Source organism: Amycolatopsis silviterrae (assembly GCF_042684085.1).
Taxonomy (GTDB): Bacteria; Actinomycetota; Actinomycetes; order Mycobacteriales; family Pseudonocardiaceae; genus Amycolatopsis; species Amycolatopsis silviterrae.
Window position 1 is genome coordinate 238,998 of sequence record NZ_JBHUKS010000038.1, and the last position, 22,835, is coordinate 261,832.

The window sequence follows — 22,835 nt, forward strand, 5'->3', positions numbered from 1 at the left end:
CCGCGGTCAGTCGGTCAATGCGGAACCCACAGCGTTACCCGGGTTCCGTTACCCGGCGTCGATTCCACCCGTCCGGTGCCGCCTACCTCGGCCAGTCGCGCTTCGATCGACTGCTGGATGCCGAAGCCGGGGCCGCGTTCGCGGATGTCGAAGCCGCAGCCCTGGTCCCGGGCGACCACCGCGGTGCCGCCGTCGCGTTCCTCTACCCGGAGCACTACCCGGCTCGTTCCAGCGTGTTTTACCGTGTTGCGCAACGCTTCTCGTACTGCTTCGCACATCGCGGTGCGGCGATCGGCGGAAAGGCGGTCGTCGTCGGCGAAATCTGCGGCTACGAGTTGGGTGCGGAGGCCTTCGCGGGCCATGTCGGCGGCGACGTCGGCCAGTTCGACCACGAAGCCGCGTCTGGTGCTCGGGTCGATGGGTTCGGTGATGCTCCGGCGGAGTTCGGCGGCCTCGGCGTGCGCGACCGAGCGCAGCTGGGCGAGTCGTTCGGCGGCGTGGTCGGCGTCGTCGGCCGGGGAGATCGCGAGCGCTTCCAGGGTCTGCAGCACGCTGTCGTGCAGCAGCCGCTGGGTGCGCCTGCGTTCGGCTTCCTGGCCGCGGCGCAGGCCGATGTCGAGCGCGAACCGGGTGCCGACGCCCAGCAGCACCAGTATTCCGCAGGCCACCACGATCGCCACGGCCAGCGCGACCAGGCAGCCGATCGACCGGCTGATCGCGAGCGGATTGTCCAGCGGCAGCCCGCCGGCCAAGGTCAGCACGGCGCGTGCCGGGACGGCGGCGGCGAGCAGCAGCAACGCGGCGGGCAGGCCGGACGTCCCGGCCCACATCGCCACCGAACCGACCAGCCACGTCCACGTGACGTCGATCGCGAACGGCTGCACCGGATCCGGCGCGAGGACCGCGACCGCCAGGTTCAGCACGAGCCCGAAGGCGAGGTCCGCGGTGAGCACCCGCCGCGTGCGCCGCGCGGGCAGGCCGCCGGAGCGCAGCAGCCACCACAGGAACGCGGCGTTCGCGGCGACGCCCACCGCGGCCGCGGGCAGCACCGGAACCAGCCCGGTGCTGCCGTTGGCAGCGGCGAAGCCGATGAACACCTTCACGAACGCGGCGATCCGGTAGGCGATCGGCACGACGACCCAGTACCGCGCGGCGCGGGCCAGCGTCGCGTCGCCGACCGCGGCGAGGTCCTCCCCGGCGTCGGTGCGTTCCGGCGGGCTGCCGCGATGCAGCAGCGTCCGCACGAAGTCCCGGCGTGGTACGGCAAAACCCGGTCCGGGCATCGTCCCTCCCCGTTTCTCCGGCGAGGATATTCGATTGGTGTAGTCCAGTGTGGAAACGCCGGGTCACGCTCTGGACATGGTTAACCGCCAGAGCGCCGTCCGCTCCCGGGAACGCTGTGCGTGCAACGGATCGGCACTGTCCGTGGCGCGCCGGTGCCTTGGCGTGGTCTCGCGGCGGCCGGCGACCCGCAGGCCCGCCGCCGCGATCCGGGCGAGCAGTTCGGCCCGGGTCCGCAGGCCGAGGTGTTCGGCCAGGTCCGACAGGATCAGCCAGCCTTCGCCGTGCGGCGTCAGATGGCCGGGCAGGCCATCGAGGAAGCGGTGCAGCATGGCGGACGACGGGTCGTAGATCCCGAGTTCCAGTGCCGAGGCCGGGTTTCCGGGCAGCCAGGGCGGATTGCAGACGACCAGCTCAGCCCGCTGCCCGGCGGGCCAGAGGTCGGTTTCGAGGACCTGGACCCGATCGGACAGGCCGAGCCGCCGCAGGTTGTCGCGGGCGCAGCGCACGGCACGCGGGTTGAGGTCGGTCGCCACCACCTTGGCGGCACCGCGCCGGGCGAGGATGGCGGCGAGAACTCCGGTACCGGTGCCGATATCGAAGACGACGGGGGAACCCTTGCCGGGCAACGGTTCCTGCGCGACCAGGTCCAGGTACTCGGCGCGGGTCGGCGTGAACACGCTGTACGCCGGATACAGCCGTGCGTCCAAAGCCTTGATATGGATGCCTTTCTGATGCCATTGATAAGCGCTGAGGGCGCCGAGAAGATCACGCAACGAGATCAGCGTGCCGGGTAAACCGTCGAACGCGTGCTGGCAGGCGGCTCGGATGTCGGGGGCTCGGCGGAGGTGCAGCGAATGGTCGCTTTCCACCGAGACCAGGACTTTTCCGAGCAGTGTCGCGCGTTCCGAACGTGCTGCACGCACCTCGGCGAAGGAACCCGAAGGCTGCGGGAGCCGCCGGTCCATGGCGCGCAGGAGCTGCCGCGCGTTGGGAAAGTCGCCGCGCCACAGCATTCCGGTGCTGGCGCGGGCGAAACGCAGTGCGGCGGCAGCGGTCAGCCGGTCATCGACGACGGCGATGCGGCCCGGCGGCGGGGTTCCGTTTCCGGAATGCCAGCGAGCGGTGTGGTGAATTCCGTTTTCGGTCCACTGGACGGTGGACATGAGTGCTCCCGGGAAAGGTCGAAGGGCTGGTCAGCCGTCGACGCTTCGCGGGGAGCAGGCGAGGGTGCCCGCCGGTCAAGACAGCGGCGAACCCGCGTGCTCCCGCGAAACGCGGGAGCGGCGGTCGCCGAGAACCATGCCCATGAGCACGGCACATCACATCCTTCGAGGGAAACTCAGTGGTGCGTAACGGAATGGTGGGTGGTGCCGGTGCTGTGGCCCTTGGTCGCGATGAAGTAGACGATCGCCGCGATCACGATCAGCGCGACCACCACGGCGACGGCGATCTTGACCTTGCTCCACGGCCGCTGGCCGTGGATTTCGCCGGTGCGGCCGTTGACGAGGATCTGCCAGTTCTTCCCCGCGTACACATAGGTCGCGACCCACACCGGCAGCAGCATCAGCTTGAAGGTCACGTTGTTGTGCTGCGTGTCGACCGAATTCAGCCGCTGGGTGTCGCCGCCGATGTCGGATGTGCAGTCGTCGGCGATGACCGGGGCCATCCGGTTCTTCGCCTCCTCGAACCCGTTCTCCGGCTCCACGTCGTAGCGCAGCGCGAAGTGCCCGGAGAGGAATTGCGGCTGGTACGGCGCGGAGTCGAGCAGCGGCCACGGCGCGAGTTTGTCCAGTTCCGGCAACGGGAGCTGGGTGCTCGCCGGCACCAGCACGTCGTCGAAATTCCGCGCGACCTGCCCGCGCGCCGGGTACCAGCGGGTGTGGCGCACCTGGCGTGTCTTGCGCTCGCCGTTCTCGTAGTAGCTCTCGGTGACGTAGTAGTACTCGCCGCGCGCACCGGTGTAGACCGACACCGTTTGCGAGTCGTACGTCCAGTGCGGGATGTACGTGCTCTTCGTGGACTCGGCGGTGGTGACCTTCTTCAGCGCGGTCGGCGCGAACCAGCGCGAGGACGTCCACTTCTTCAGGTGCGTGCTCACCGCGGGCCGGTCGAACGCGAACGGCAGCACGCCCTCGGGCACCAGCTGCCCGGACGCTCCCGGGTCGATGACCAGCGGCGCGCCGCAGAACTGGCACATGCTGGCGGTTTCGTTCGTCTCCGTCCTGGCCGCGCACCGCTGGCACACGAAGACGTACTTGCCGATCGACCCCACCGGCTTGCGGGCCAGATTCGCCAGCTCGGCGAACGGGATCTCGCGGATTTCCCGGTCGCCCGCGGCGATTTCCTGCCGGAATCCGCAGTACGGGCACTGCATGGCCGTGGTGCCCGGCGCGAACTCCAGCCGGGCGCCGCAGCCGCCGCACGGATAGGTCGTATTGGCCACGCCGCTCTGCTGGGAGCGTGGGTCGGTCATGGGTCCCCCAGAAGGTTGATGCGGCTCAGGACGGCGGCAGCGGCGGCGGGGTCGCGCCGAACAGCGCCGACACCTCCGGCACCTGCGCGGCCGGCGTCCACTGCGCCATGCCCGCCTTCCACACCAGGGTGTCCCGCGCGAGCGTGCCCGCCGAGATCTGCTGGCCGAGGCCCGCGCGGTCGAACGGGCCGAGCTGCTGGCCGTTCGCGCCGACGAACCACTGCTCGCCCTGCGGCAGCGGCGGCGGCATCTGCGGCGGAGCCTGCTGCTGGTACTGGGGCTGGCTCTGCGGCTGCTGGTACTGCTGCTGGTACTGCTGCGGGGCGGGCTGCTGCTGCGGTCCGGCCGCGCGCTGGCCGAGCGCCATGCCGAGGCCGATGCCCAGCCCCTCGCCCGCGCCGCCCTGGTTGTTCGCCGCCGCCTCGATCGCGTTCGCGGACTGGAACTTCGTGTACTGGTCGAGGTCGCCGACCACGCCCATCTGGGTCCGCTTGTCCATCGCGGCCTCGACCTCGGGCGGCACCGAGATGTTCTCGATCAGGAACTTCGAGATCTCGATGCCGACCTCGCGCAGTTCGAGGTTCAGCGCGTTCGCGATCTTGCCCGCGATCTGGTCCTGCTGGGTGACCAGGTCGAGCATCGGCACCTGCGCGGCCGCGATCGCGGGCCCGAGCTTGCTGATGACCATGCTGCGCAGGTAGTCCGACACCTCTTCGGTGCGGAACTGCGGGTCGGTGCCGGCCAGCTCCTTCAGCAGCGCGACCGGCTCGACCACGCGGATCGCGTAGCCGCCGAACGCGCGCAGCCGGACCATGCCGAACTCCGCGTCGCGCAGGATGACCGGGTTCTGCGTGCCCCACTTGAGGTCGGTGAACTGCCGCGTGTTGACGAAGTACACCTCGGCCTTGAACGGCGAGTCGAAGCCGTACTTCCAGCCCTTGAGGGTGGACATGATCGGCATGTTCTGCGTCTGCAGCGTGTACATGCCGGGCGGGAAGGCGTCGGCGACCTGGCCCTCGTTCACGAACACCGCGGCCTGCGATTCGCGCACGGTGAGCTTCGCGTTCATCTTGATTTCGTTTTCGTGGCGCGGAAAGCGCCACACGATGGTGTCCCGGCTGTCGTCGGTCCACTCGATGATGTCGATGAACTCGCCGCGGATCTTGTCGAAGATGCCCACGTCTGACCCCTCGTCGTGTTGCCTCGTGCCCGCGGGCCACAGTACAGTGCGCGGCCCGCGCCGGATCACTCCGGCGCGGCCGCCTCGCGCCAAAAGTCCTGGATCTGCGGGATTCCGCCGGGCCCGTCCACCGCGCGCTGAGTGAGCAAAATCGCGACCGAACCGCTGGCGGGCACCAGGTAGGCGCTGGTTCCGGTGCCGCCGACCCAGCCGTAGCGGCCGGGGACCTGCCACGGCTGCGTCGGCGCGACGTCCACGGACCCGCCGAAGCCCCAGCCCTGGCCTTCGAGGAAGACCGGGTTGGCCGCTATCTGCTCCGCGGTCAGCTGGTTAGTCGTCATCTGCCGGACGGACTCCTTCGACAGCAATCCTTCCCCGTCGGAAAGGAGCATTCGGGCAAAGCGGTGCCAATCGTCCGCAGTCCCGGCCAGTCCACCGGATCCGGCCGGGAACGGGGGCACCTCGCGCCACTGGCCGTCCGGCGCGTCGGCCAGCTCCAGGCCGTTCTCGTTTGCGCGGTAGTAGCTGGCGAAGCGGTGTCGTTTGGCCGCTGGCACCTCGAACGCGGTGTCGGCCATGCCGAGGGGTTCGAACAGCCGCTCGGCCAGGAAGTCCGGCAGCGGCTGGCCGGACGCGCGGGCGATCAGGATGCCCTGCAGGTCCGCGCAGGTGTCGTACAGCCAGGCCTCGCCGGGCTGGTGCAGCAGCGGGATGCGGGACAGCCGGGCCAGCCATTCGTCGGGTTCCGGGCGCAGCCGGACCTCGCGGCCGTCGGTTTGCACCGTGAACAGCTCCTGGACCTGCGGCAAGGAGAAGTCCGACGGGAAGCCGTAGCCGGCCCGGAAGGTCAGCAGGTCGCGGACGGTGATCGGCCGTGTGGCGGGGACGACGTCGTCGATCGGGCTCCGCTGCGTCCGCACGACCACCGGGGCGGCCAGTTCGGGCAGCCATTCGGCGACGGGGTCGTCCAGGCCGAACCGGCCGTCCTCGATCAGCATCAGCACGGCGGCCGCGGTGATCGGCTTGGTGATGGAGGCCAGCCGGAAGATGGAGTCGCGGGCCATCGGCGCGGTGCCCTCGACGTCGAGGGATCCCACCGCGGTCACCTGGACGTCGTCGCCGCGCGCGACGAGGGCTACCGCGCCCGGGACGAACCCGGAGTCGACGTGGCGGCGCAGGACTTCGTGCATCATTCGGTCGTTCCCTTCGCGGGCGGAGGTTCGCGCGAGGTGGTCGATGCCGGGGCTTTCCGCTGGACATCCGTCCGGCGCGGATCACTCTAACGGCGTAGCGCGGTGATCGGGTCCGATGTGGAGCACTTGTCCGGTCCAGTGTTCGCGCAGCCGCCGGTCGTGCGTGGCGGCGACGATCGCGCCCGGGCTGGTGCCGAGGGCGTCCTCCAGTTCGTCGCACAGCGTGGGGGAGAGGTGGTTGGTGGGCTCGTCGAGCAGCAGCAGGTGCGGCGGATCGGCGATGAGCAGCGCGAGCGCCAGGCGACGGCGCTGCCCGACGGACAGTTCGCCGACCGGACGGGACGCTTCGCGATTTGTCAGCAGCCCCAACGAGTTCAGCGGGACAGCGGCGACGCGTTCGGGGCCCAGTGTCGCGAGATAGGTGGCACGGGCGGTGCGTTGCGGGCGGGCGAAAGTGGTGTCCTGGCGGAGGATGCCGGTGGTGATGCCGGGGTGGCGGGTGACGCCTGCTGCGCCGAGTTCTCCGGAGAGGAGGAGCAGCAGCGTTGACTTTCCCGCGCCGTTCGGGCCGGTGACCAGGAGCCGGGTGTCCGGCCGGATCTCCAGGCGGGCTAGGGAAAGCTGTCCGGGAAGATGCACGTTATCCAGTGTGGCAAGGGTTTCTCGCGGGTTTTCGACCGCAAGAGCTTTCGGCTGGAACCGGAGCGGTGGCGGTGGCGCGGGGAGCTGGGCTCGTTCCCGCTCGTCCAGCTTTCGCGTGGTGGCCCGGGTCCGGCGCGAGATCTGGTTCTGCACGCGGCCGGACCGGCGGCCGAGGCCCATTTTCTCGTTGTCCGGCGCGAGGCGGCCCGGCGCGACCCGATGCGTGGTGACGCCGAGCGCGTCGCGCAGCTCCTCCAGTTCTTCCTGCTCTTCGGCGTATTGCCGTTCCCAGCGCTCGCGTTCGGCGCGTTTCCAGCCGAGGTATTCGGTGTAGGTGCCGCCGTGGCGCACCGGACCGTCCGGGGCCGGGTCGAGGTCGAGGATGTCGGTGCACACCGCGTCGAGGAACGCCCGGTCGTGGCTGGCGAACACCACGCAGCCGGGCAGTTCGCGCAGCTGGGCTTCGAGGAACGCGGCGGCCTCGGCGTCGAGGTGGTTGGTCGGTTCGTCGAGCAGCACCGCGGACGGACGGCGGACCAGCAGCCCGGCCAGCGCGAGCCGGCCGCGCTGGCCGCCGGAGAGCGAACCGAGCGTGCGCTCGCGTTCGACCGCGGCGAGCCCCAGCCCGGTGAGCACGATTTCCGCCCGCCGGTCCGCGTCCCACGCCTCGTGCTGCTGTGCCTGGTCGAGCAGTTCGGCGTACTCGGCCAGCAGCGCGGCGTCCTCGGGTGCTTCGGCGAGCAGCGCGGCGACCCGGTCGAGTTCGGCCAGCACTTCGCGTGCCGCCGCGAGGGCTTCGTCGAGGACATCGGCGACCGTCGCGGCCGGGTCGAACGGCATTTCCTGGTGCAGGAAGCCAAGATCGGGCGGTCGGTCGACCTCGCCGCGATCCGGTGCGTCCACGCCCGCGAGCACCCGCAACAGGGCCGACTTCCCGGTGCCGTTCTCGCCGATCACGCCGATCCGGCGGCCGGGGGCGGCGGTGACCGACACGCCGTCGAGCACCCGCCGTCCCCCGAGCACCCGCACGATCTCGTGCGCGCGCAGGGCGGTCATTCCGCGATCCCGGCCGTTTCCCGCAGCTGCCCGTTTTCCAGCCGCAGCCAGCGGTCGACGCCGACCTCGGCCAGGAACCGCTCGTCGTGGCTGACCACCACGAACGCGCCCTGGTAGGCGTTCAGCGCGCTTTCCAGCTGGCCGGCGCTGACCAGGTCGAGGTTGTTCGTCGGCTCGTCGAGCAGCAGCAACTGCGGGGCGGGCTCGGCGAACAGGACGCACGCGAGCGTCGCACGCAGCCGTTCCCCGCCGGACAGCACCCCGACCGGCAGATGCGCCCGCGCACCCCGGAACAGGAAGCGCGCCAGCAGGTTCATCCGGTCCGCGGGCAGCATTTCCGGGGCCGCGTCGGCGAGATTCTCCGCGACCGTGCGTCCGGAATCCAGCAGATCGAGCCGCTGCGACAGATACGCGATGCGCCCGTCCGCGCGGCTGATCTCGCCCGCGTCTGGGGTGAGGGTGCCGTGCATCAGCCGCAGCAACGTCGACTTGCCCACGCCGTTCGGCCCGGTCAGCGCGATCCGTTCCGGACCACGGATCGACAGGTCAGCGCCCTCGCCCGCGAACAGCCCGCGCACCCGGAGATGCTTGCCGGCGAACAACGTGCGCCCAGCCGGAACCGCCGTTTTCGGCAGCTCCAGGCTGATCTTCTGGTCCTCCCGCAACGACCGTTCGGCCTGGTCGAGCTTCGCTTTCGCCGCGCTGACCCGCGCCGCGTGCGTGCCGTCCGCCTTCGCCGCGGACTCCTGCGCGTTGCGCTTCATCGTGCCCGCGAAGATCTTCGGCAGCCCCGCGCTGGACAGGTTGCGCTTCGCGTTGCTCGCCCGCCGATCGGCGCGTTCTCTGGCCTGCTGCATCTCGCGCTTCTCGCGTTTGACCTCTTGTTCGGCGTTGCGGATGTTCTTCTCCGCGACCTCCCGTTCGGCCTGCACGGCCTGCTCGTACTCGGTGAAATTGCCGCCGTAGTACCGGATTTCGTCCGCGCCGAGTTCGGCGATCCGGTCCATCCGGTCGAGCAGTGCACGGTCGTGGCTGACCACGAGCAGGCAGCCGGACCAGTCGGAAAGCACGCCGTAGAGCTGCTGGCGGGCGGTATGGTCGAGGTTGTTGGTGGGCTCGTCGAGCAGCAGGACGTCAGGGCTGCGCAGCAGTTGCGCGGCGAGCCCGAGCGACACGACCTGGCCGCCGCTGAGGGTGCCGAGCAGCCGGTCGAGCGCGAGATCGCCGAGCCCGAGCCGGTCCAGCTGCGCGCGGGTGCGGTCCTCGATGTCCCAGTCGGCGCCGATGGTGGTGAAGTGCTCCTCGGCCGCGTCGCCCTCCTCGACGGCGGTGATGGCCTTCAGGATCGCGTCGATGCCGAGCACCTCGGCAACGGTGAGTTCGGCGGTGAGCGGCAGATCCTGCGGGAGATACCCGAGGACGCCGTCGACCGTGACACTGCCCGCGGACGGTTTGAGCTGCCCGGCGATGAGCTTCAGCAGAGTGGACTTCCCGGCCCCGTTGGGCGCGACGAGCCCGGTGCGGCCTGCCGGGAAAGTGGCGGAGAGCTGGTCGAAGACGACGGTGTCGTCCGGCCAGGAGAAGGAAATCCCGGACAGGACGATACGGAGATCGGACATGGAGCGGCCTCGCGGTGGATCGGCAGGGGGTGCCCTGCTGGGTGTGGTTGTGGACGACATGGGTGGGCCATCTGCGACCTGCGGCCCGGCTGGTGCCTGGGCTGCATTCCGACCGGCGCGCTTGTGCGCTTGCCGTGGTCGGGTGCCTCGCCGCCCGTGGGTCTTATGACCGGCACGGGAACCTCCGCGCGCGGCTCGGGGCCGCGCGGGGATCAGCGAGGGGCCGGTGCCGTGATGGCCCGTGCCCCGGGCTCACCCGGAGATGTCGTCTTCACCTGCCACGATGCGAATCCTCTTGGATCGAGTCTGCGTTGTCCGGTGATCAGGGTACCAGGAACCGGGCGGGGCGCATCCGAGTTCGGGCGGGTCAGAGGTATTCCAGCTTGATGCCCGGGCCGAGCTGGTCTACTCCGATCAGCTTGGCTTCCCTGTCCACGCGCAGCTTCAGCTTGCCGTCCTTTAACGGGGTCAGGTCGACCGATCCTTTGCCGGTACGGATCGTCAATTCCTTCAGCGTGGGGTGCGTTGCCAACGCCTGAAGTCCTCTGGTGGCGCGCAGTTCGAGTTCCCGCAGCGGCAAGGCGAGTAGGGGGTCCAGGTCAGCCGCGCACTCGCCGAGAATGATCAGCTGGGTGAGCCCGGGAAACGTGTCAGCGAAAGTGCTGAGGTCGGAGACCGGTTCCCCGTGGTACTCCAATGCTCGCACCGAGGCGAGAGACGGTGTGGCCGCGATCGCCTGTACTCGGCAGTCGTGGAGAGTCAGATCGGTGAGGTTCTCCATGCCCGCCAAGACGTCGAGACTGTCGATGGCGGACAAGCTGTCGAGTCCCAGGCCGGTGAGTTGCGGAAGCCCGCCGAATACTCGGATGCTCCGCCATGCGGTGGAGCGGAACAGAGTGAGATGTCGCAGGTGGGAAAGTCGTTTCAGGACCTTCAAGTCGGTGTAGCCGCGGGCATCGTAGAACCGCACGGTCTCTAATTGGTCGTGCTCGGCCAATGGCAGCAGGCTGACTGTGCGCTGGTCAGAGAAGCTCAGGGACAAGCTGTACAACGCCGGTGCTTTCGGGACTTCGGCCAGATCCACATCGGACAAGCTGATCGACAATACTTCGAGGTTCTTCAGCCTCGGTGTGTGCGGAATCAATCGGCTGTTGCTCAGCCAGATGCGCCCGTAGAGGAGCGGCGAATCGGCGAGGACTTCGTCGGCGTATCGGGCCGGATCGAAGTACTCCCAGGCCTCGATGAGCTTGAGCTGTACCAGGATCCGATCGTCCTGTGCGTAATTTCGCAGCAGTGGCAGCACATCGTCTCCTGTGCACATCGTCGCCACGGCGGTTGTGGCGTGGGCGACCGCCTCGCTCAATCCGTCCAGGGTATCCGGCAGGTAATGCAACAATTGACTCCCGACCGAAGCCAGCGATTCAGCCTCCACGATGCTCCGCGGCGGAACCAGATGCTCTCGGATAGCCCGCCGTGCCCGCTCGATCACCTCCGGATCCACGTCCCCGACAGTTTCCAGACACGCCGCCGCCAGAAGCCGCAGCCGACGGGCGCGTCGAGGTTCAGAGTCCGCCCGGTCCATGATCTCCCGGAGCAGCTTCGTCGCCTGATGGTGCTTCGCGTGCCCGCACGCCATCACGACCGTCTCGCGCCAGGTGTCGCGATGGGCGTTGGCGATCAGCGTGTCGATGTACCCAGCCTCAGTCGCCTCGCTGGCAGCCAGATACTCCTGGAAAGTCCGGTGCACGAAGTCGATCCGCCCGACCACCGGAGCCCGCAGCACCCCGCTGCGTTCCACCAGGTGCTTCACTACTTCGTCCGCGCTGTGGTCGACATGAGGCAGCGACTTCAGCCGGTACTCCAGATGCTCCTCGACCTCGGACACCGGCAGTTCGACCTTGTTCCCCGAAGTCAGCCGCCATGCCAGATGTCCCAGCAGGACGTGCTTCTGCTGTTCCGTAAGCAGCACCGGGATGTCACGCTCGGCGTCGCGCATGTGGACGAGCATGGACAAAGCGTTGCGGTACAACGTCATCCGATCGCGCGGCAGCTCCGAACGATGCGCGAGGTTCAATGCGCACAACATCGCGCACAACAACGGATTAGCCGCGAGCGCACGAAGATGCGGCCGGTTGTCGAGCTGGCTCAGCAGCCGGCGTTGGGCGCCGGAGAGGTCTGCATCGGGACGGACGTGGGCGGCGGCTTGGTGCCAGCGTTCGACCAGTGCGTGGATGTCGGTGGCGGTCATCGGTTCGAGCACGACCGAGTCGAAACGCTCCGAAGTCAGCCAATGCTGATCGGCGGCTGCGGTGCGGGACGTGACTACGATCCGCGCTGAGGGGTAGCTGGAACCGAGTTCGCGCAGCCAGGTTTTGACCTTCCGGCGCCGTCCGGGTTCCACCTCGTCGACGCCGTCGACCAGGACGATCGCCTTCCCGGTGCGCAGGACCTCGTCGGCCCAGCCGTCCGGGACCCGAGTGCGCAGGGTCGGCACGGCCAGCGCGACGAAGGCGTCCGACGTCGGCAGCGGGCCGTCCGGCAGGCTGCGGAGGCGGATCGGGAACGGGACGAAACCGTTCCACTCGGCCAGCCGTCCGGTGAAGGCGCCGCGGGCGGCGGTGACGGCCAGCCAGTCCAGCAGGGTCGTCTTCCCTGAACCGGCCTCGCCGCGGACCAGGGTGCGGCCGGAGCGGTGGATCGCGTTTTCCGCGCGGACGGTGCCGCCGGGCTGCTGGTCGAACCAGTCCGGTCGCTGGGCCGCTCGCCAGTGCTGGGGTTCGCCGGACACACTCAGGCTCAGATAAGCGACGGTCAACGGCAGCGTCGGCTGGTTTTCCATCGTCAGGCCGAGCAGTTCCAGGTGGTCCAGCGTGTCCGCCAGCACCCGCAGGTACTCGTTGCGGAACTGGGCGTGGTCGGTGCCCGCCTCGGTCAGGCTGGTTTTCGGGAGCCGGGCCAGCAGTTCTTCCAGCTGGTTGGACTGCTGGTTCAGCCGTTTCAGCACCTCCGCCAGCGCGGTCGGCTGGAAGGACGGCAGATGCCGCACGATCAGCACCAGGTGCCGGCACGACTGGTCCAACGCCACGTCGTACAGCGCGGACCCGGCCGCCGAGAGGAACTCGTTGGCCGGGCACTGGACGCGGACGCGGCGGGCCAGCTGTTCCTCGTCGGCATCGTCGGCGAGGAGGGCGTCGTCGGAGAGGTCGACCTGGCCCAGTGCGTCCTCGACGGCGGCGAACACGGCGGCGGCCTCGTTCTCCGGCAAGGCGGCGTATTCGTTCCGCAGCACCGGTTCCAGTTCGGTCGCGACCTGGGTGCCGATCGTTTGCAGGAGCCGGTCGAGATTCGCCTGGCCGAGCGGTCCGGCTCCGGCGGCGAGGTCGACCAGGCTCAAGCCCCGGGTCTTCCGGTCCTTCCACCGCTGCAGCCACGATTTGGCCGCGTGTGCCGCGATTTTCCCGCCGATCTTGACGGCGCCCGCCTCCAGCCCGCTCATGACGCACCACCGTAGCGAGTCACGAGCGGGCCGTGGAGCGGTTCTCAGAGCCCGGCGAGGTATTCCGTGACGGCCGACAGGTCGCCGGCGTCGGAGATCAGGCCGACGTAGCCGTCCGGGCGGAGAAGGACGAGGGTGCGGTCGGTCGGGGAGTACGCGCGGGTGAGGTGCTTGCCGGAATCGGCGATCTCGTCGTCGGCGGCGGGATGCGCGACGACGTGGAAGGCGCGGAGCGGCGTTTCGACCCGGGGGCCGAAGTTCAGCAGGGTGAAGTGGCCGCCGCGGGTGAGGTCGAACAGGCGGCGTTCGCCGGTCGTGGTGGCGAGGCCGGGGGCGTCGGGGGCGCGGTCGCCCGCGCGCAGCTGTGCGGAGTCGGCGCGGTCGTCGCGGGCCAGGACGGAGCCGCGGTAGTTGACGCTGAGCTGGGTCGTGTCCCGGTCGCTGCGGATGGGGATGCTCTTCTCCTTGACGGCCTCGGCCAGCCGTGCGGTCGACAGCTGCAACACCCCGGCGGCGATCGGGAGGCGTTCCGCTTCGTAGGTGTCCAGCAGGGCGGGCGAGGCGGCGGCGAGCTTCCAGCCGAGGTTGTGCGCGTCCTGGATGCCGGTGTTCATGCCCTGGCCGCCGGCGGGGGAGTGCACGTGCGCGGCGTCGCCGGCGAGGAAGACGCGGCCTTGCCGGTACCGGTCGGCGAGACGGGTGTTGGAACGCCACACCGACGTCCATTCCGGCTCGTGGAGGCGGACGTCGGTGCCGCCGCTGCGCTGGTCGAGGATCGTTTGGAGGGTGGCGCGGCCGAGGTCGGTGTCGTCGCGGATGGAGGCCTGATACTGGAAGAGGTCGGTCGAGGGCAGCGGGCAGAGGCTGACGAAGCCCTCGTCGCACCACCACATGCGCCAGGTGCCGCGGTCGAGACCGTCGGCTTTCACGTCGGCGACGAGCATCCGGATCCGCTCGTTCGTCTCGCCGTCGAAGCCGATTCCGGCCTGTTTGCGGACGACGCTGCGGCCGCCGTCGCAGCCGACCAGCCAGCGCGCGCGGACGGTTTCGGTCTGGCCGCCGATGCGGAGCACCGCGGTCACGGCGTCCGCGGATTGGGTGAAGCTCTCGAGTGCGGTGCCGAACTCGACCGCGCCGCCGAGGTCGGCCAGCCGGAGCCCGAGCGTTTCCTCGACCCGCCACTGCGGGGTGATGACCGTTGCGGGGTAAGGAACATCGGGACGTTCCTCGTAGGTCGGGCCGCTGCTCGTCGTCCCGTCCGAGCCGGTGCGCAGGATGGGCATCGCCGACCGGCCGTGGGCGAGCACGCGCTCGATGACGCCGAGATCGTCGAACACCTCGAGGCTGCGCGGCTGCACCCCCTTGCCGCGCGAGCCAGGGCGCGGGCCGGGGGACGCTTCGACCAGCCGGAACGGGACGCCGCGGCGGGCGAGTTCGCAGGCCAGCGTCAGCCCGGTCGGGCCGGCTCCGGCGATGAGGACCGGCAATTCCGGCGTGGCGGGATTCGGGTCCGTTGTTTTCGGCATTGTTTCCCCTCGCTCCGAAGAACTCCTGCTTTCCACCGTAGGGAAACTTGCTAAGAAAGGCAAACCTTTCTACCCTGATCGGGTGGCCCCTGAACCAGTCCGCCGCCGTCGCGGCGAGCAGCTTGAGCACGCGTTGCTGACCGCCGGATGGGACGAGCTGGTCGAGGCCGGATACGCCCGGCTGACCATGGAATCGGTCGCGGTGCGCGCCCGCACGAGCGAGGCCGTGCTTTACCGGCGGTGGGCCAACAAGGATCAGCTCGTGCTGGCCGTGATGAAACGGCACCGGAGCGTCCACCCCATCGCCGTTCCCGACACCGGCACGTTGCGCGGGGATCTGCTGGCATACCTGACCGCGGCGAGTGAAGCGCTGGCCGGGTTCTTCGCTGTCGCGGTCTCTTCCGCTTTCGCCGGGCTGTCGGCCGGAACGGGCATCACCCCCGGGCAGCTCCGCGACCAGATCGTCGGCGACCGGCTGCTCCCGCAAGGGCTGATCTACCGGCGCGCCCACGACCGCGGCGAGATCGACCTGTCCCGCATTCCGGGCGCCGTGCTCGACATGCCGCTCCAGTTGGTGCGCCACGACCTGGTGATGGATCCCGCGCCGCTGCCGCCCGCGCGGATCCGGTCGATCGTCGACGACATTTTCCTGCCGCTCGTCCGGCCTTCCGGAGAAGTTAAGGACTTAACTTCAAGGGAGATGAAACGGTCGAAACCGGTACGCGGCGACCTTTTCCGGTCGATTCGCTGGGCGCAGCGCAAGCGGATCGAGGAATGGAGCCGCACCCGGGACCTCACCTTCGAACAGGCCATGGTGCTCGGGTACCTGGAGCGGCAGCCCGGGGCCATCCAGCGCGACGTCGCGGAGATGAGCCACACGACTCCCGCGAACGTTTCACTGCTGCTCAAGGGGCTCGAACGGCGGGGGCTGGTCGAGCGGCGTACGGAGGGCGGGCGCAAGCGCGTCTACGCCACTCCGGCCGGGGCCGAACTGGTGGCCGGGCTCGACGGGGTGCTGGAGGAGGCCGAGGAGATGGTCTTCGCGCCGCTTGACCGGGACGAGCGGGCGGGGCTGGAAGCGTTGGTGGACAAGATCAACGCGCATCTCGTGAGTGGCAATCCCGGTTCTAACCGGGATTAACACTCACGACCCCCGCAGCCGCCGCAGCTTTCGCTTCCCCAGCACCGCCAGCACCGGCTTCAGCGCCAGCAGCTCCCCGGCCCGGTAGTCCTCCGCGGGCACCAGTCGCTCCGCCAGATCCGGCCGGTGCCGACGCAGGTAATGCCGTGCTTTCTCCGCGTGCAAGGAATTCGAGACGATCTTGATCCGGTCCGCGTCCTCGATCAACGGCACCGCGCCGAGCACGTTCTCCCACGTCGACCGGCTCTCCGTCTCCAGCACCAGCCGGCCCCGGTAGCCGCGCGAGCGCGCGTACCGGGCCATCAGCGACGCCTCCGCCTCTGGACCGCCCACGGGCCCGCCGCACAGGACCAGCCGCGACGGCCCCGGCGCCTGGGAACGTACTGCCGCCCGTACTCGCCAGCGGTTCACGAAATTGGCCCGTGACCCGCCGTTGCGGTACCCGAGCACGACGATCGCCTCGCCGGTGCCCGCCGTCCCCGGCCGGGCGCCCATGCCGCGGCGGGAGGATCGCCAGTGTTCCCATTCGGCCCAGCCGAGCACCAGGACGAGGAAGATCAGCAGACGACGCGGCACCCGCCCGATCCTACTGCTGTCCACAAAGGACGCGAGCGGGCCACTTCAGACGCACGTCTGGAACTTGGCGATTCGCGAAGGTACTGTCAAACGAACCGCTACGTCGCCGTCCGGTAGTCGGGAGGAGCAGTGTCGCTCGGAGGGATACCGTCGCAGGGCGCCGCCGTCCTGCGTCCGCCGATCGCCGATTCGTGGCGCCGGTCCCGGCTGTTCGGCGTGGAACCGGAGCTGGACCGGGCCGCGATTTCGATCGGCGAGGTCGATCCGCGCAGCAGGCTGATGACCGCCGCGCGCCCGGTGCTGGAGCAGCTCGTCGAGCAGCTGACCGGCACCCGGTTCTCCATCCTGCTCGCCGACCGCGACTGCCGGCTGGTGTTCCGCTGGTTCGGCGACCGCGGCCTGCAACGCCAACTGGAGGAGATCGGCGTACTGGACGGTTCGCAGCTCAGCGAGGGCCGCGTCGGCACCAACGCGCTGGGCACGCCGCACGAATCCCGCCAGGCGGTGGAAATCCACGGCCAGGAGCACTACGCCGACGCGTTGAAGCGGTTCAGCTGCTACGGCCATCCGATCCGGCATCCGCTCACCGGGCGGATCGAAGGCGTCCTCGACATCACCGGCGAGAGCGACAGCGGCAACCCGCTTTTCGGGCCGTTGGTGAAACGCGTCGTCGGCGACATCGAGCAGCTCGTGCTGGAGAGCGCCCGCGCCTGCGAACGGCGGCTGTTCCTGGCCTTCCAGCAGGCCACGCACCATCGCAGCGTGCCGGTCGCGGTGCTCGGCGGAGACCTGGTGTTCGCCAACGAAACCTGCATCGAGCAGCTCCGCCCCGCCGATCCGACGCTTCTGCGCACGCTGCTGCCGCAGGTGCCGGAACGCGGAGTGTTCGACACTCGCCTCGATGTGGGTGACGGAATCAGTCTTTCGGTCGTAGCCGAGCGGGTCGAGGGTTCGACGGACGGTGCCGTCTTCCGCATCGCGAAGAGCCCGGGCAGCAGCCGGAAACCGGCCCCCGCGGCGGCAAAACCCGCGCGCTCGGTTCTCGTCACGGGCGAACCGGGCACCGGCCGGACCACGGAAGCCCGCGCGCGAGCCGGAGCGGACGATCCGGTCGTCCTGCACGCCGCCGCCGCGCTGCGCGAGGAACCGCGAGCCTGGGCCGCACGATTCACCGACCTCATCGAGCAGCCGGGCACCACGGTCATCCTTGACGACGTCCACTTGCTGCCGGAAAGCCTGCTGCCGCTGGTCGGCGAGGCGGTGGACAGCGGGAAAGCGGCCCGGTTGCTGCTCACTTCCGTCCCGTCGGACGCGATGTCGCCGGCCGTCGCGGCGGTCGCGACGAGATGCGCGGAGACCGTCACTCTCGCCCCGCTGCGCGAGCGGCTCGACGACCTCCCCGCGATCGCCCAGGCGATGCTCCGCGACGAATATCCCGACCGGAAACCGCACTTCACCGGCACCGCGCTGGCCGCGCTGCGCACCCATCCGTGGCCGGGCAACCTGCACGAACTGCGCGCGGCGATGCGGGAGGTGTCCCGTCTTCCCTACACCGGGGTGATCGACCTCGCCCAGCTGCCGCCCGCGTACCGCGGCAGCTCGCGCACCCGTCAGCTCGGCGGGCGCGAACTCGCCGAACGGAACGCGATCGTCACGGCGTTGCGCGCCAGCGAGGGCAACAAGCTGCGCGCGGCCCGCGAACTCGGCATCAGCCGCACCACGCTCTACCGCCGCATGCAGGCGCTGGGCGTGACTGACGACTGTCCACATCTGTAACACTTCGCCCCCGGTCCGCCGGGTGACGATGACCTCCATCACAACGAAGTGAGGAGGCGCCAGGTGACCGCAACGGTGGAATTCCCCCTGCACACCGAGGTCCGGGAGTTCGTGTCCGGCCCGCTTGAGCTGCTGATCGGCGGGCGGTGGGTCCCGGCCGCGTCGGGCCGCACGTTCCCGACTTACGACCCAGCCACCGGGGAGAAAATCGCCGAGGTCGCGCACGGCGAGGCCGAGGACGTCAACCGCGCCGTCGCCGCCGCGCGCAAGGCGTTCGACGCGGGACCGTGGGCCGCGATGAAGCCGAACGAGCGCGAACGGCTGATCTGGCGCATCGGCGATCTGCTGTCCGAGCGGGCGGAGATCTTCGGCCAGCTGGAAGCGCTCGACAACGGCAAGTCCGCGGGCATCGCGACGGCCGTGGACACCGGCTGGGCCGCCGACGTCTTCCGCTACTACGCGGGCTGGGCGACCAAGATCGAAGGCAGCACGGTGAACGTGTCGATGCCGTTCGCGCCGGACGCGCAGTTCCACGCCTACACGCTGCGCGAGCCGGTCGGCGTGTGCGGGCAGATCATCCCGTGGAACTTCCCGCTGCTGATGGCCGCGTGGAAGATCGCGCCCGCGCTCGCCGCGGGCAACACCGTGGTGCTCAAGCCCGCCGAGCAGACCCCGCTCACCGCGCTGCTGTTGGGCAAACTGTTCGAGGAAGCCGGATTCCCGCCCGGCGTGGTCAACATCGTCACCGGATTCGGCGACGCCGGCGCCGCGCTGGCCGCCCACGAAGGGGTCGACAAGGTCGCCTTCACCGGCTCGACCGAGGTGGGCAAGAAGATCGTCCAGGCGGCGAGCGGAAACCTGAAGAAGGTTTCGCTGGAGCTGGGCGGAAAGAGCCCGAACGTGGTGTTCGCCGACGCCGACCTCGACCTCGCGGTGCCGGGTTCGGTCAACGCGTGGATGTTCAACCACGGCCAGTGCTGCGTCGCCGGAACCCGGTTGTACGTGGAGGACACGATCTTCGAAGAGTTCACCCAGGCGGTCGCGCAGGCGGCCAGCCAGGTGAAGATCGGACCGGGCCTCGACCCGGAAACCCAGCTGGGCCCGATGGTTTCGCAAGAGCAGTTCGACCGCGTTTCGCGCTATCTCGGCGAGGGGCTCGCCGACGGAGCCCGCGCGCTCACCGGCGGAAAACGCTGGGGCGACACCGGATACTTCATCGAGCCGACCGTTTTCGTTGACGTGAAACCGGAATTCAGCATCGTCCGGGAAGAAATCTTCGGCCCGGTCGTGGCGGCGATGCCGTTCAACGCCGAACAGGGCGTCGCCGCCGCGGCCAACAACAGCGAGTACGGACTGGCTGCCGGGGTCTGGACACGCGACGTCGCGAAGGCGCACCGTACTGCGAAGGAACTGAAGGCAGGCTCGGTGTGGGTCAACCAGTACAACGGCTTCGACACGGCGATGCCGTTCGGCGGTTACAAGCAGTCCGGCTGGGGCCGGGAGCTTGGCGCGGCCGCGCTCGACCTCTACACGCAGACCAAATCCGTGAACATCGCGCTGTGATCCGCCCGCTCGAACAAAGGAGTTCCCGATGAAGACGAAAGCAGCGGTCGTCTACGAGGTGGGCAAGCCGATCGAGGTGGTCGAACTCGACCTCGAGGGCCCCGGCGAGGGCGAGGTGCTGATCCGGTACACGCACGCCGGCCTGTGCCACTCGGACGTGCACATCGCGCACGGCGACCTGGAGGCCCGGCTGCCGATGGTGCTCGGCCACGAGGGCGCGGGCGTCATCGAGGACGTCGGCCCCGGCGTCACCCGGGTCAAGCCGGGCGACCACGTGGTGTGCTCGTTCATCCCGAACTGCGGCGTGTGCCGCTGGTGTGCCACCGGGCAGCAGGCGATCTGCGACATGGGCGCCACGATCCTCGAGGGCTACCTCCCCGGCGAGCGGTTCCCGTTCAGCGGCCCCGGCCCGGTCAAGCAGTACGGCGCGATGTGCATGCTCGGCACGTTCAGCCAGTACTCGACCATCCACCAGAACTCGGTGGTGAAGGTCGACGACGACCTGCCGCTCGACAAGGCGGTGCTCGTCGGCTGCGGCGTCCCGACCGGATGGGGTTCGGCGGTCAACGCGGCCAACGTCCGGCCGGGCGAAACGGTGATCGTGTCCGGCGTCGGCGGCATCGGCATCAACGCGGTGCAGGGCGCGCGCTACGCCGGGGCGAAGAACGTGATCGCGCTGGACCCGCTGGAGAACAAGCGGGAGAAGGCGATGGAACTCGGCGCGACGCACGCGGTCGCGACGCCGGAGGAGGCGGCCGAGCTGGCGCAGTCGTTCACCAACGGCAACGGCGCGGACAAGACGATCGTCACCGCGGGCATCGTCACCGAGGAGATCGTGACCGGCGCGTTCAACGCCACCGGCAAGGGCGGCACGATCGTGCTGACCGGGCTGAACAAGCTGTCGGTCAACAACGTCAATCTCCCCGGTTCGATCCTGACGCTGTTCAAGAAGACGGTGAAGGGCAGCCTGTTCGGCGACTGCAACCCGACCACGGACATCCCGAAGATCCTCGGGCTGTACCAGAGCGGGGACCTGAAGCTGGACGAGATCATCACCCGCACGTACACCCTGGAAGAGGTCAACCAGGGGTACGACGATCTGCTGGAGGGCCGGAACGTGCGCGGCGTGCTGGTCCACGACGCGCCGTGACGGCTCTGTCCGCGGGCTGCGGGCCGGTTTCCGGTCCGCAGCCCGCGGTTTCCCTCCTGTCCGCGGACGTGGTCGGCCGCCGCCGCGAGATCGAACTGCTGCTGGCCGGTCTCGACTGCGGCGCGCACGTCGTGCTCGAAGGCCCGCCCGGCACCGGCAAAACCACGCTGCTGCGCGCCGTCGCGGAGGCGGGCGGTTCGCCGTTCGTGTTCGTCGAGGGCAACGCCGAACTGACGCCCGCGCGGCTGGTCGGCCAGTTCGACCCGTCCCGGGTGCTGGCCGAGGGCTACGTGCCGGAGACCTTTGTGGACGGTCCGCTGATCGAGGCGCTGCGCACCGGTGGCCTGCTGTATGTCGAGGAGGTCAACCGGATCCCGGAGGAGACGCTCAACGTCCTGATCACCGTGATGTCCGAGGCCGAGTTGCATGTGCCACGGCTGGGCCGGGTGCGAGCGGCGGACGGTTTTCGCCTGGTAGCCGCGATGAATCCGTTCGACGCGGTCGGCACGGCACGGATTTCGTCGGCCATCTACGACCGGGTCTGCCGGATCGTGATGGGATACCAGAGTCAGGACGAAGAGAGCGACATCGTCTCGCGCCGCAGTCCGATGGTGCCGCCGGAATGGCGGGACCGCGTCGTGGACTTGGTGCGGCGCACCCGCGAACACCCGGACGTCCGGGTCGGTTCGTCAGTCCGCGGCGCAATCGACGTGGTGCGGTTGGCGGTTTCCCTGGCCCGGATCCGCGACGCTTCGGCAACCGACTGGCGAATCGGGCACGACGCCGCGCTGGCCGCGTTGTCCGGCCGGATCGGACTGCACGAATCCAGCGGCCGGACCGCGGAATCGGTGATCGACGAGCTTTACGTAGCGGTCTTCGGCGCGGAATCCGCCCCGGAGGACTCCAAGGACGGTGAACCGCCGGGGGAAGCCTGAGCCCGCCGCCGGCGGGCCCTCAGCAACGACCACCCCGGCCAGGCTCGGCGCGCAGCAGCACCACGCCACGGTCTGAGCTGTCGAAGAACGGCAGGTTCGCCGAAATCTCGCCCGAGGTAGGCGTACTGGACGAGGAAGCGTTCAGCACGGTGCTGCGCGAGAACGCCGACGACGCAATGGCCTTGCTGGTGGAAATGAGCAAGGCAACCGACGAATCCCTCCGCGCCGCAGCCCGAGATTTAGCCCGCCGCTTGATCATCGACGTCGCCCGCCGCGGCGTCGCCCGGTCCAGGGGCGTCGGAAAACTACGCCGAGACCGCGCCGACCGAGGCGGCGAACTAGACCTGGACCGATCGTTACCTGCCCTGATCGACGCGGCAGCGGTAGGCGGCGTCCCAGCACTGGACGACCTCGTGGCCCGCCGCTGGGCGCGGCCGGAATTGGCGCTGTGCCTGGTAATCGACACCAGCGGATCAATGACCGGCGCCCGATTGGCCGCAGCCGCACTTACTACAGCGGCTTGTTCCTGGCGGGCACCGGTAGAGCACGCGGTGGTGTCCTTCGCCCGGACAGCGGAGGTGATCCGGCCGCTGCGATCGTCACGATCCAAAGCCGCAGTGGTGGAGTCGGTTTTGTCACTGCGCGGCCACGGCGTAACGGCATTGGCAGCGGCTCTGCGCAAAGCGAATGAACAGCTCGCATCCTCGCGTGCGGCCCGAAAAACGGTTCTCCTGCTATCGGATTGCCGAGCCACCGACGACCAGGACCCATTACCCGCCGCCCGCGCGTGCGAGGAGTTGTTAATCCTGGCCCCAGCGGAAGATTGCGAGGAAGCAGAACGCTTCGCCCGAGATGCAGGCGCACGCTGGCACCCGCTCAGCGGTGCCGCAGCCGCCCCCGCCGCCCTAGCCACCCTGCTAGACCGTCCGTGAGGGCCACCTTCACGGACTCTGATTCCCCCAGGGTTCCCCTCACGACCCTCGCCGAGCCCAGCCCAGCCCGGCCCTGAGTCGGTCCGTGAGGGGCCCCTTCACGGACTTAGATTCCCTCAAGGAGTCCTTCACGGACCTTGGCCGCCCGCCCGCCGGGATCGCCCCAATGTGGCGTTGGGTGCATGCGACGCACCCAATGTGGCGTTGGTTGCGTCAGATGCACCCAATGCCACTGTGAGGATGTGGGGGCGGGGTCACCGGGCCGGTCTGACTCGGAATGCCACCGACCGTGG

The 22,835-nt window shown here is 69.3% G+C and carries 16 protein-coding genes; 6 read left to right on the forward strand and 10 right to left on the reverse strand.

The annotated features are described in order from the left end of the window. Window positions 1-14: 14 nt before the first annotated feature. The 9 genes from ACFSVL_RS44590 to ACFSVL_RS44630 all read right to left on the reverse strand — a co-directional run bounded on the left by ACFSVL_RS44590 (window position 15) and on the right by ACFSVL_RS44630 (window position 14,469). Window positions 15-1,283 (reverse strand): sensor histidine kinase, encoded by a 1,269-nt coding sequence (locus ACFSVL_RS44590; protein ID WP_378313906.1) that lies wholly within the window; start codon window positions 1,281-1,283, stop codon window positions 15-17. A 63-nt stretch (window positions 1,284-1,346) separates the two neighbouring features. Next, on the reverse strand, window positions 1,347-2,447 hold the full coding sequence (locus ACFSVL_RS44595) for a methyltransferase (protein WP_378313908.1): 1,101 nt from the start codon (window positions 2,445-2,447) through the stop codon (window positions 1,347-1,349). 176 nt (window positions 2,448-2,623) lie between these two features. Continuing rightward, window positions 2,624-3,757: a hypothetical protein gene (locus tag ACFSVL_RS44600; protein WP_378313910.1), complete on the reverse strand. Its 1,134-nt coding sequence runs from the start codon at window positions 3,755-3,757 to the stop codon at window positions 2,624-2,626. A gap of 25 nt (window positions 3,758-3,782) precedes the next feature. After that, entirely contained in the window at window positions 3,783-4,937 is a 1,155-nt protein-coding gene (locus ACFSVL_RS44605) for an SPFH domain-containing protein (protein WP_378313912.1), read from the reverse strand. A gap of 65 nt (window positions 4,938-5,002) precedes the next feature. Next, window positions 5,003-6,130, reverse strand: a complete 1,128-nt coding sequence (locus ACFSVL_RS44610; protein ID WP_378313914.1) for a serine hydrolase domain-containing protein — start codon at window positions 6,128-6,130, stop codon at window positions 5,003-5,005. Window positions 6,131-6,211: 81 nt separating this feature from the next. Then, the gene (locus ACFSVL_RS44615; RefSeq protein ID WP_378313916.1) at window positions 6,212-7,828 is read right to left on the reverse strand and encodes an ABC-F family ATP-binding cassette domain-containing protein; all 1,617 of its coding nucleotides are present in this window, start codon (window positions 7,826-7,828) and stop codon (window positions 6,212-6,214) included. Next, entirely contained in the window at window positions 7,825-9,447 is a 1,623-nt protein-coding gene (gene abc-f, locus ACFSVL_RS44620; protein WP_378313918.1) for a ribosomal protection-like ABC-F family protein, read from the reverse strand. Before abc-f ends, ACFSVL_RS44615 begins: the two co-directional genes overlap by 4 nt. Window positions 9,448-9,814: 367 nt before the next feature. Then, the gene (locus ACFSVL_RS44625) at window positions 9,815-12,943 is read right to left on the reverse strand and encodes an NACHT domain-containing protein (protein ID WP_378313920.1); all 3,129 of its coding nucleotides are present in this window, start codon (window positions 12,941-12,943) and stop codon (window positions 9,815-9,817) included. 44 nt (window positions 12,944-12,987) lie between these two features. Further along, window positions 12,988-14,469, reverse strand: coding sequence for an FAD-dependent oxidoreductase (locus tag ACFSVL_RS44630; RefSeq protein WP_378313921.1), 1,482 nt, complete (start codon window positions 14,467-14,469; stop codon window positions 12,988-12,990). 82 nt (window positions 14,470-14,551) lie between these two features. Here ACFSVL_RS44630 and ACFSVL_RS44635 point away from each other — a divergent pair, with 82 nt between their 5' ends. Continuing rightward, window positions 14,552-15,610 carry a TetR/AcrR family transcriptional regulator C-terminal ligand-binding domain-containing protein gene (locus ACFSVL_RS44635; protein ID WP_378313923.1) on the forward strand — a complete coding sequence of 353 codons (1,059 nt, stop codon included), beginning with the start codon at window positions 14,552-14,554 and terminating at the stop codon, window positions 15,608-15,610. Between the two features lie 3 nt (window positions 15,611-15,613). Here the strand turns inward: ACFSVL_RS44635 and ACFSVL_RS44640 are convergent, their stop codons facing one another. Continuing rightward, complete coding sequence (locus tag ACFSVL_RS44640; RefSeq protein ID WP_378313924.1) at window positions 15,614-16,186, reverse strand: YdcF family protein; 573 nt, start codon at window positions 16,184-16,186, stop codon at window positions 15,614-15,616. Between the two features lie 129 nt (window positions 16,187-16,315). Between ACFSVL_RS44640 and ACFSVL_RS44645 the strand changes: the two genes are divergently transcribed. The 5 genes from ACFSVL_RS44645 (at window position 16,316) to ACFSVL_RS44665 (ending at window position 22,542) form a co-directional block, all read left to right on the forward strand. Next, window positions 16,316-17,962, forward strand: a complete 1,647-nt coding sequence (locus tag ACFSVL_RS44645) for a sigma-54-dependent Fis family transcriptional regulator (protein ID WP_378313926.1) — start codon at window positions 16,316-16,318, stop codon at window positions 17,960-17,962. A gap of 63 nt (window positions 17,963-18,025) precedes the next feature. Further along, window positions 18,026-19,525, forward strand: a complete 1,500-nt coding sequence (locus ACFSVL_RS44650; protein ID WP_378313928.1) for an aldehyde dehydrogenase family protein — start codon at window positions 18,026-18,028, stop codon at window positions 19,523-19,525. 28 nt (window positions 19,526-19,553) lie between these two features. Continuing rightward, window positions 19,554-20,675 carry an NDMA-dependent alcohol dehydrogenase gene (locus ACFSVL_RS44655; protein WP_378313930.1) on the forward strand — a complete coding sequence of 374 codons (1,122 nt, stop codon included), beginning with the start codon at window positions 19,554-19,556 and terminating at the stop codon, window positions 20,673-20,675. Continuing rightward, on the forward strand, window positions 20,672-21,610 hold the full coding sequence (locus ACFSVL_RS44660) for an AAA family ATPase (RefSeq protein WP_378313932.1): 939 nt from the start codon (window positions 20,672-20,674) through the stop codon (window positions 21,608-21,610). The genes ACFSVL_RS44655 and ACFSVL_RS44660 overlap by 4 nt, the downstream gene beginning before the upstream one ends. 149 nt (window positions 21,611-21,759) lie before the next feature. After that, entirely contained in the window at window positions 21,760-22,542 is a 783-nt protein-coding gene (locus ACFSVL_RS44665) for a vWA domain-containing protein (protein ID WP_378313934.1), read from the forward strand. Window positions 22,543-22,835 lie beyond the last annotated feature (293 nt).

Coding starts and splice junctions, on each gene's coding strand:
- ACFSVL_RS44600 (WP_378313910.1), bottom strand. CDS start 3,757: ATGACCGACCCACGCTCCCAGCAGAGCGGCGTGGCCAATACGACCTAT.
- ACFSVL_RS44630 (WP_378313921.1), bottom strand. CDS start 14,469: ATGCCGAAAACAACGGACCCGAATCCCGCCACGCCGGAATTGCCGGTC.
- ACFSVL_RS44590 (WP_378313906.1), bottom strand. CDS start 1,283: ATGCCCGGACCGGGTTTTGCCGTACCACGCCGGGACTTCGTGCGGACG.
- abc-f (WP_378313918.1), bottom strand. CDS start 9,447: ATGTCCGATCTCCGTATCGTCCTGTCCGGGATTTCCTTCTCCTGGCCG.
- ACFSVL_RS44610 (WP_378313914.1), bottom strand. CDS start 6,130: ATGATGCACGAAGTCCTGCGCCGCCACGTCGACTCCGGGTTCGTCCCG.
- ACFSVL_RS44595 (WP_378313908.1), bottom strand. CDS start 2,447: ATGTCCACCGTCCAGTGGACCGAAAACGGAATTCACCACACCGCTCGC.
- ACFSVL_RS44615 (WP_378313916.1), bottom strand. CDS start 7,828: ATGACCGCCCTGCGCGCGCACGAGATCGTGCGGGTGCTCGGGGGACGG.
- ACFSVL_RS44655 (WP_378313930.1), top strand. CDS start 19,554: ATGAAGACGAAAGCAGCGGTCGTCTACGAGGTGGGCAAGCCGATCGAG.
- ACFSVL_RS44625 (WP_378313920.1), bottom strand. CDS start 12,943: ATGAGCGGGCTGGAGGCGGGCGCCGTCAAGATCGGCGGGAAAATCGCG.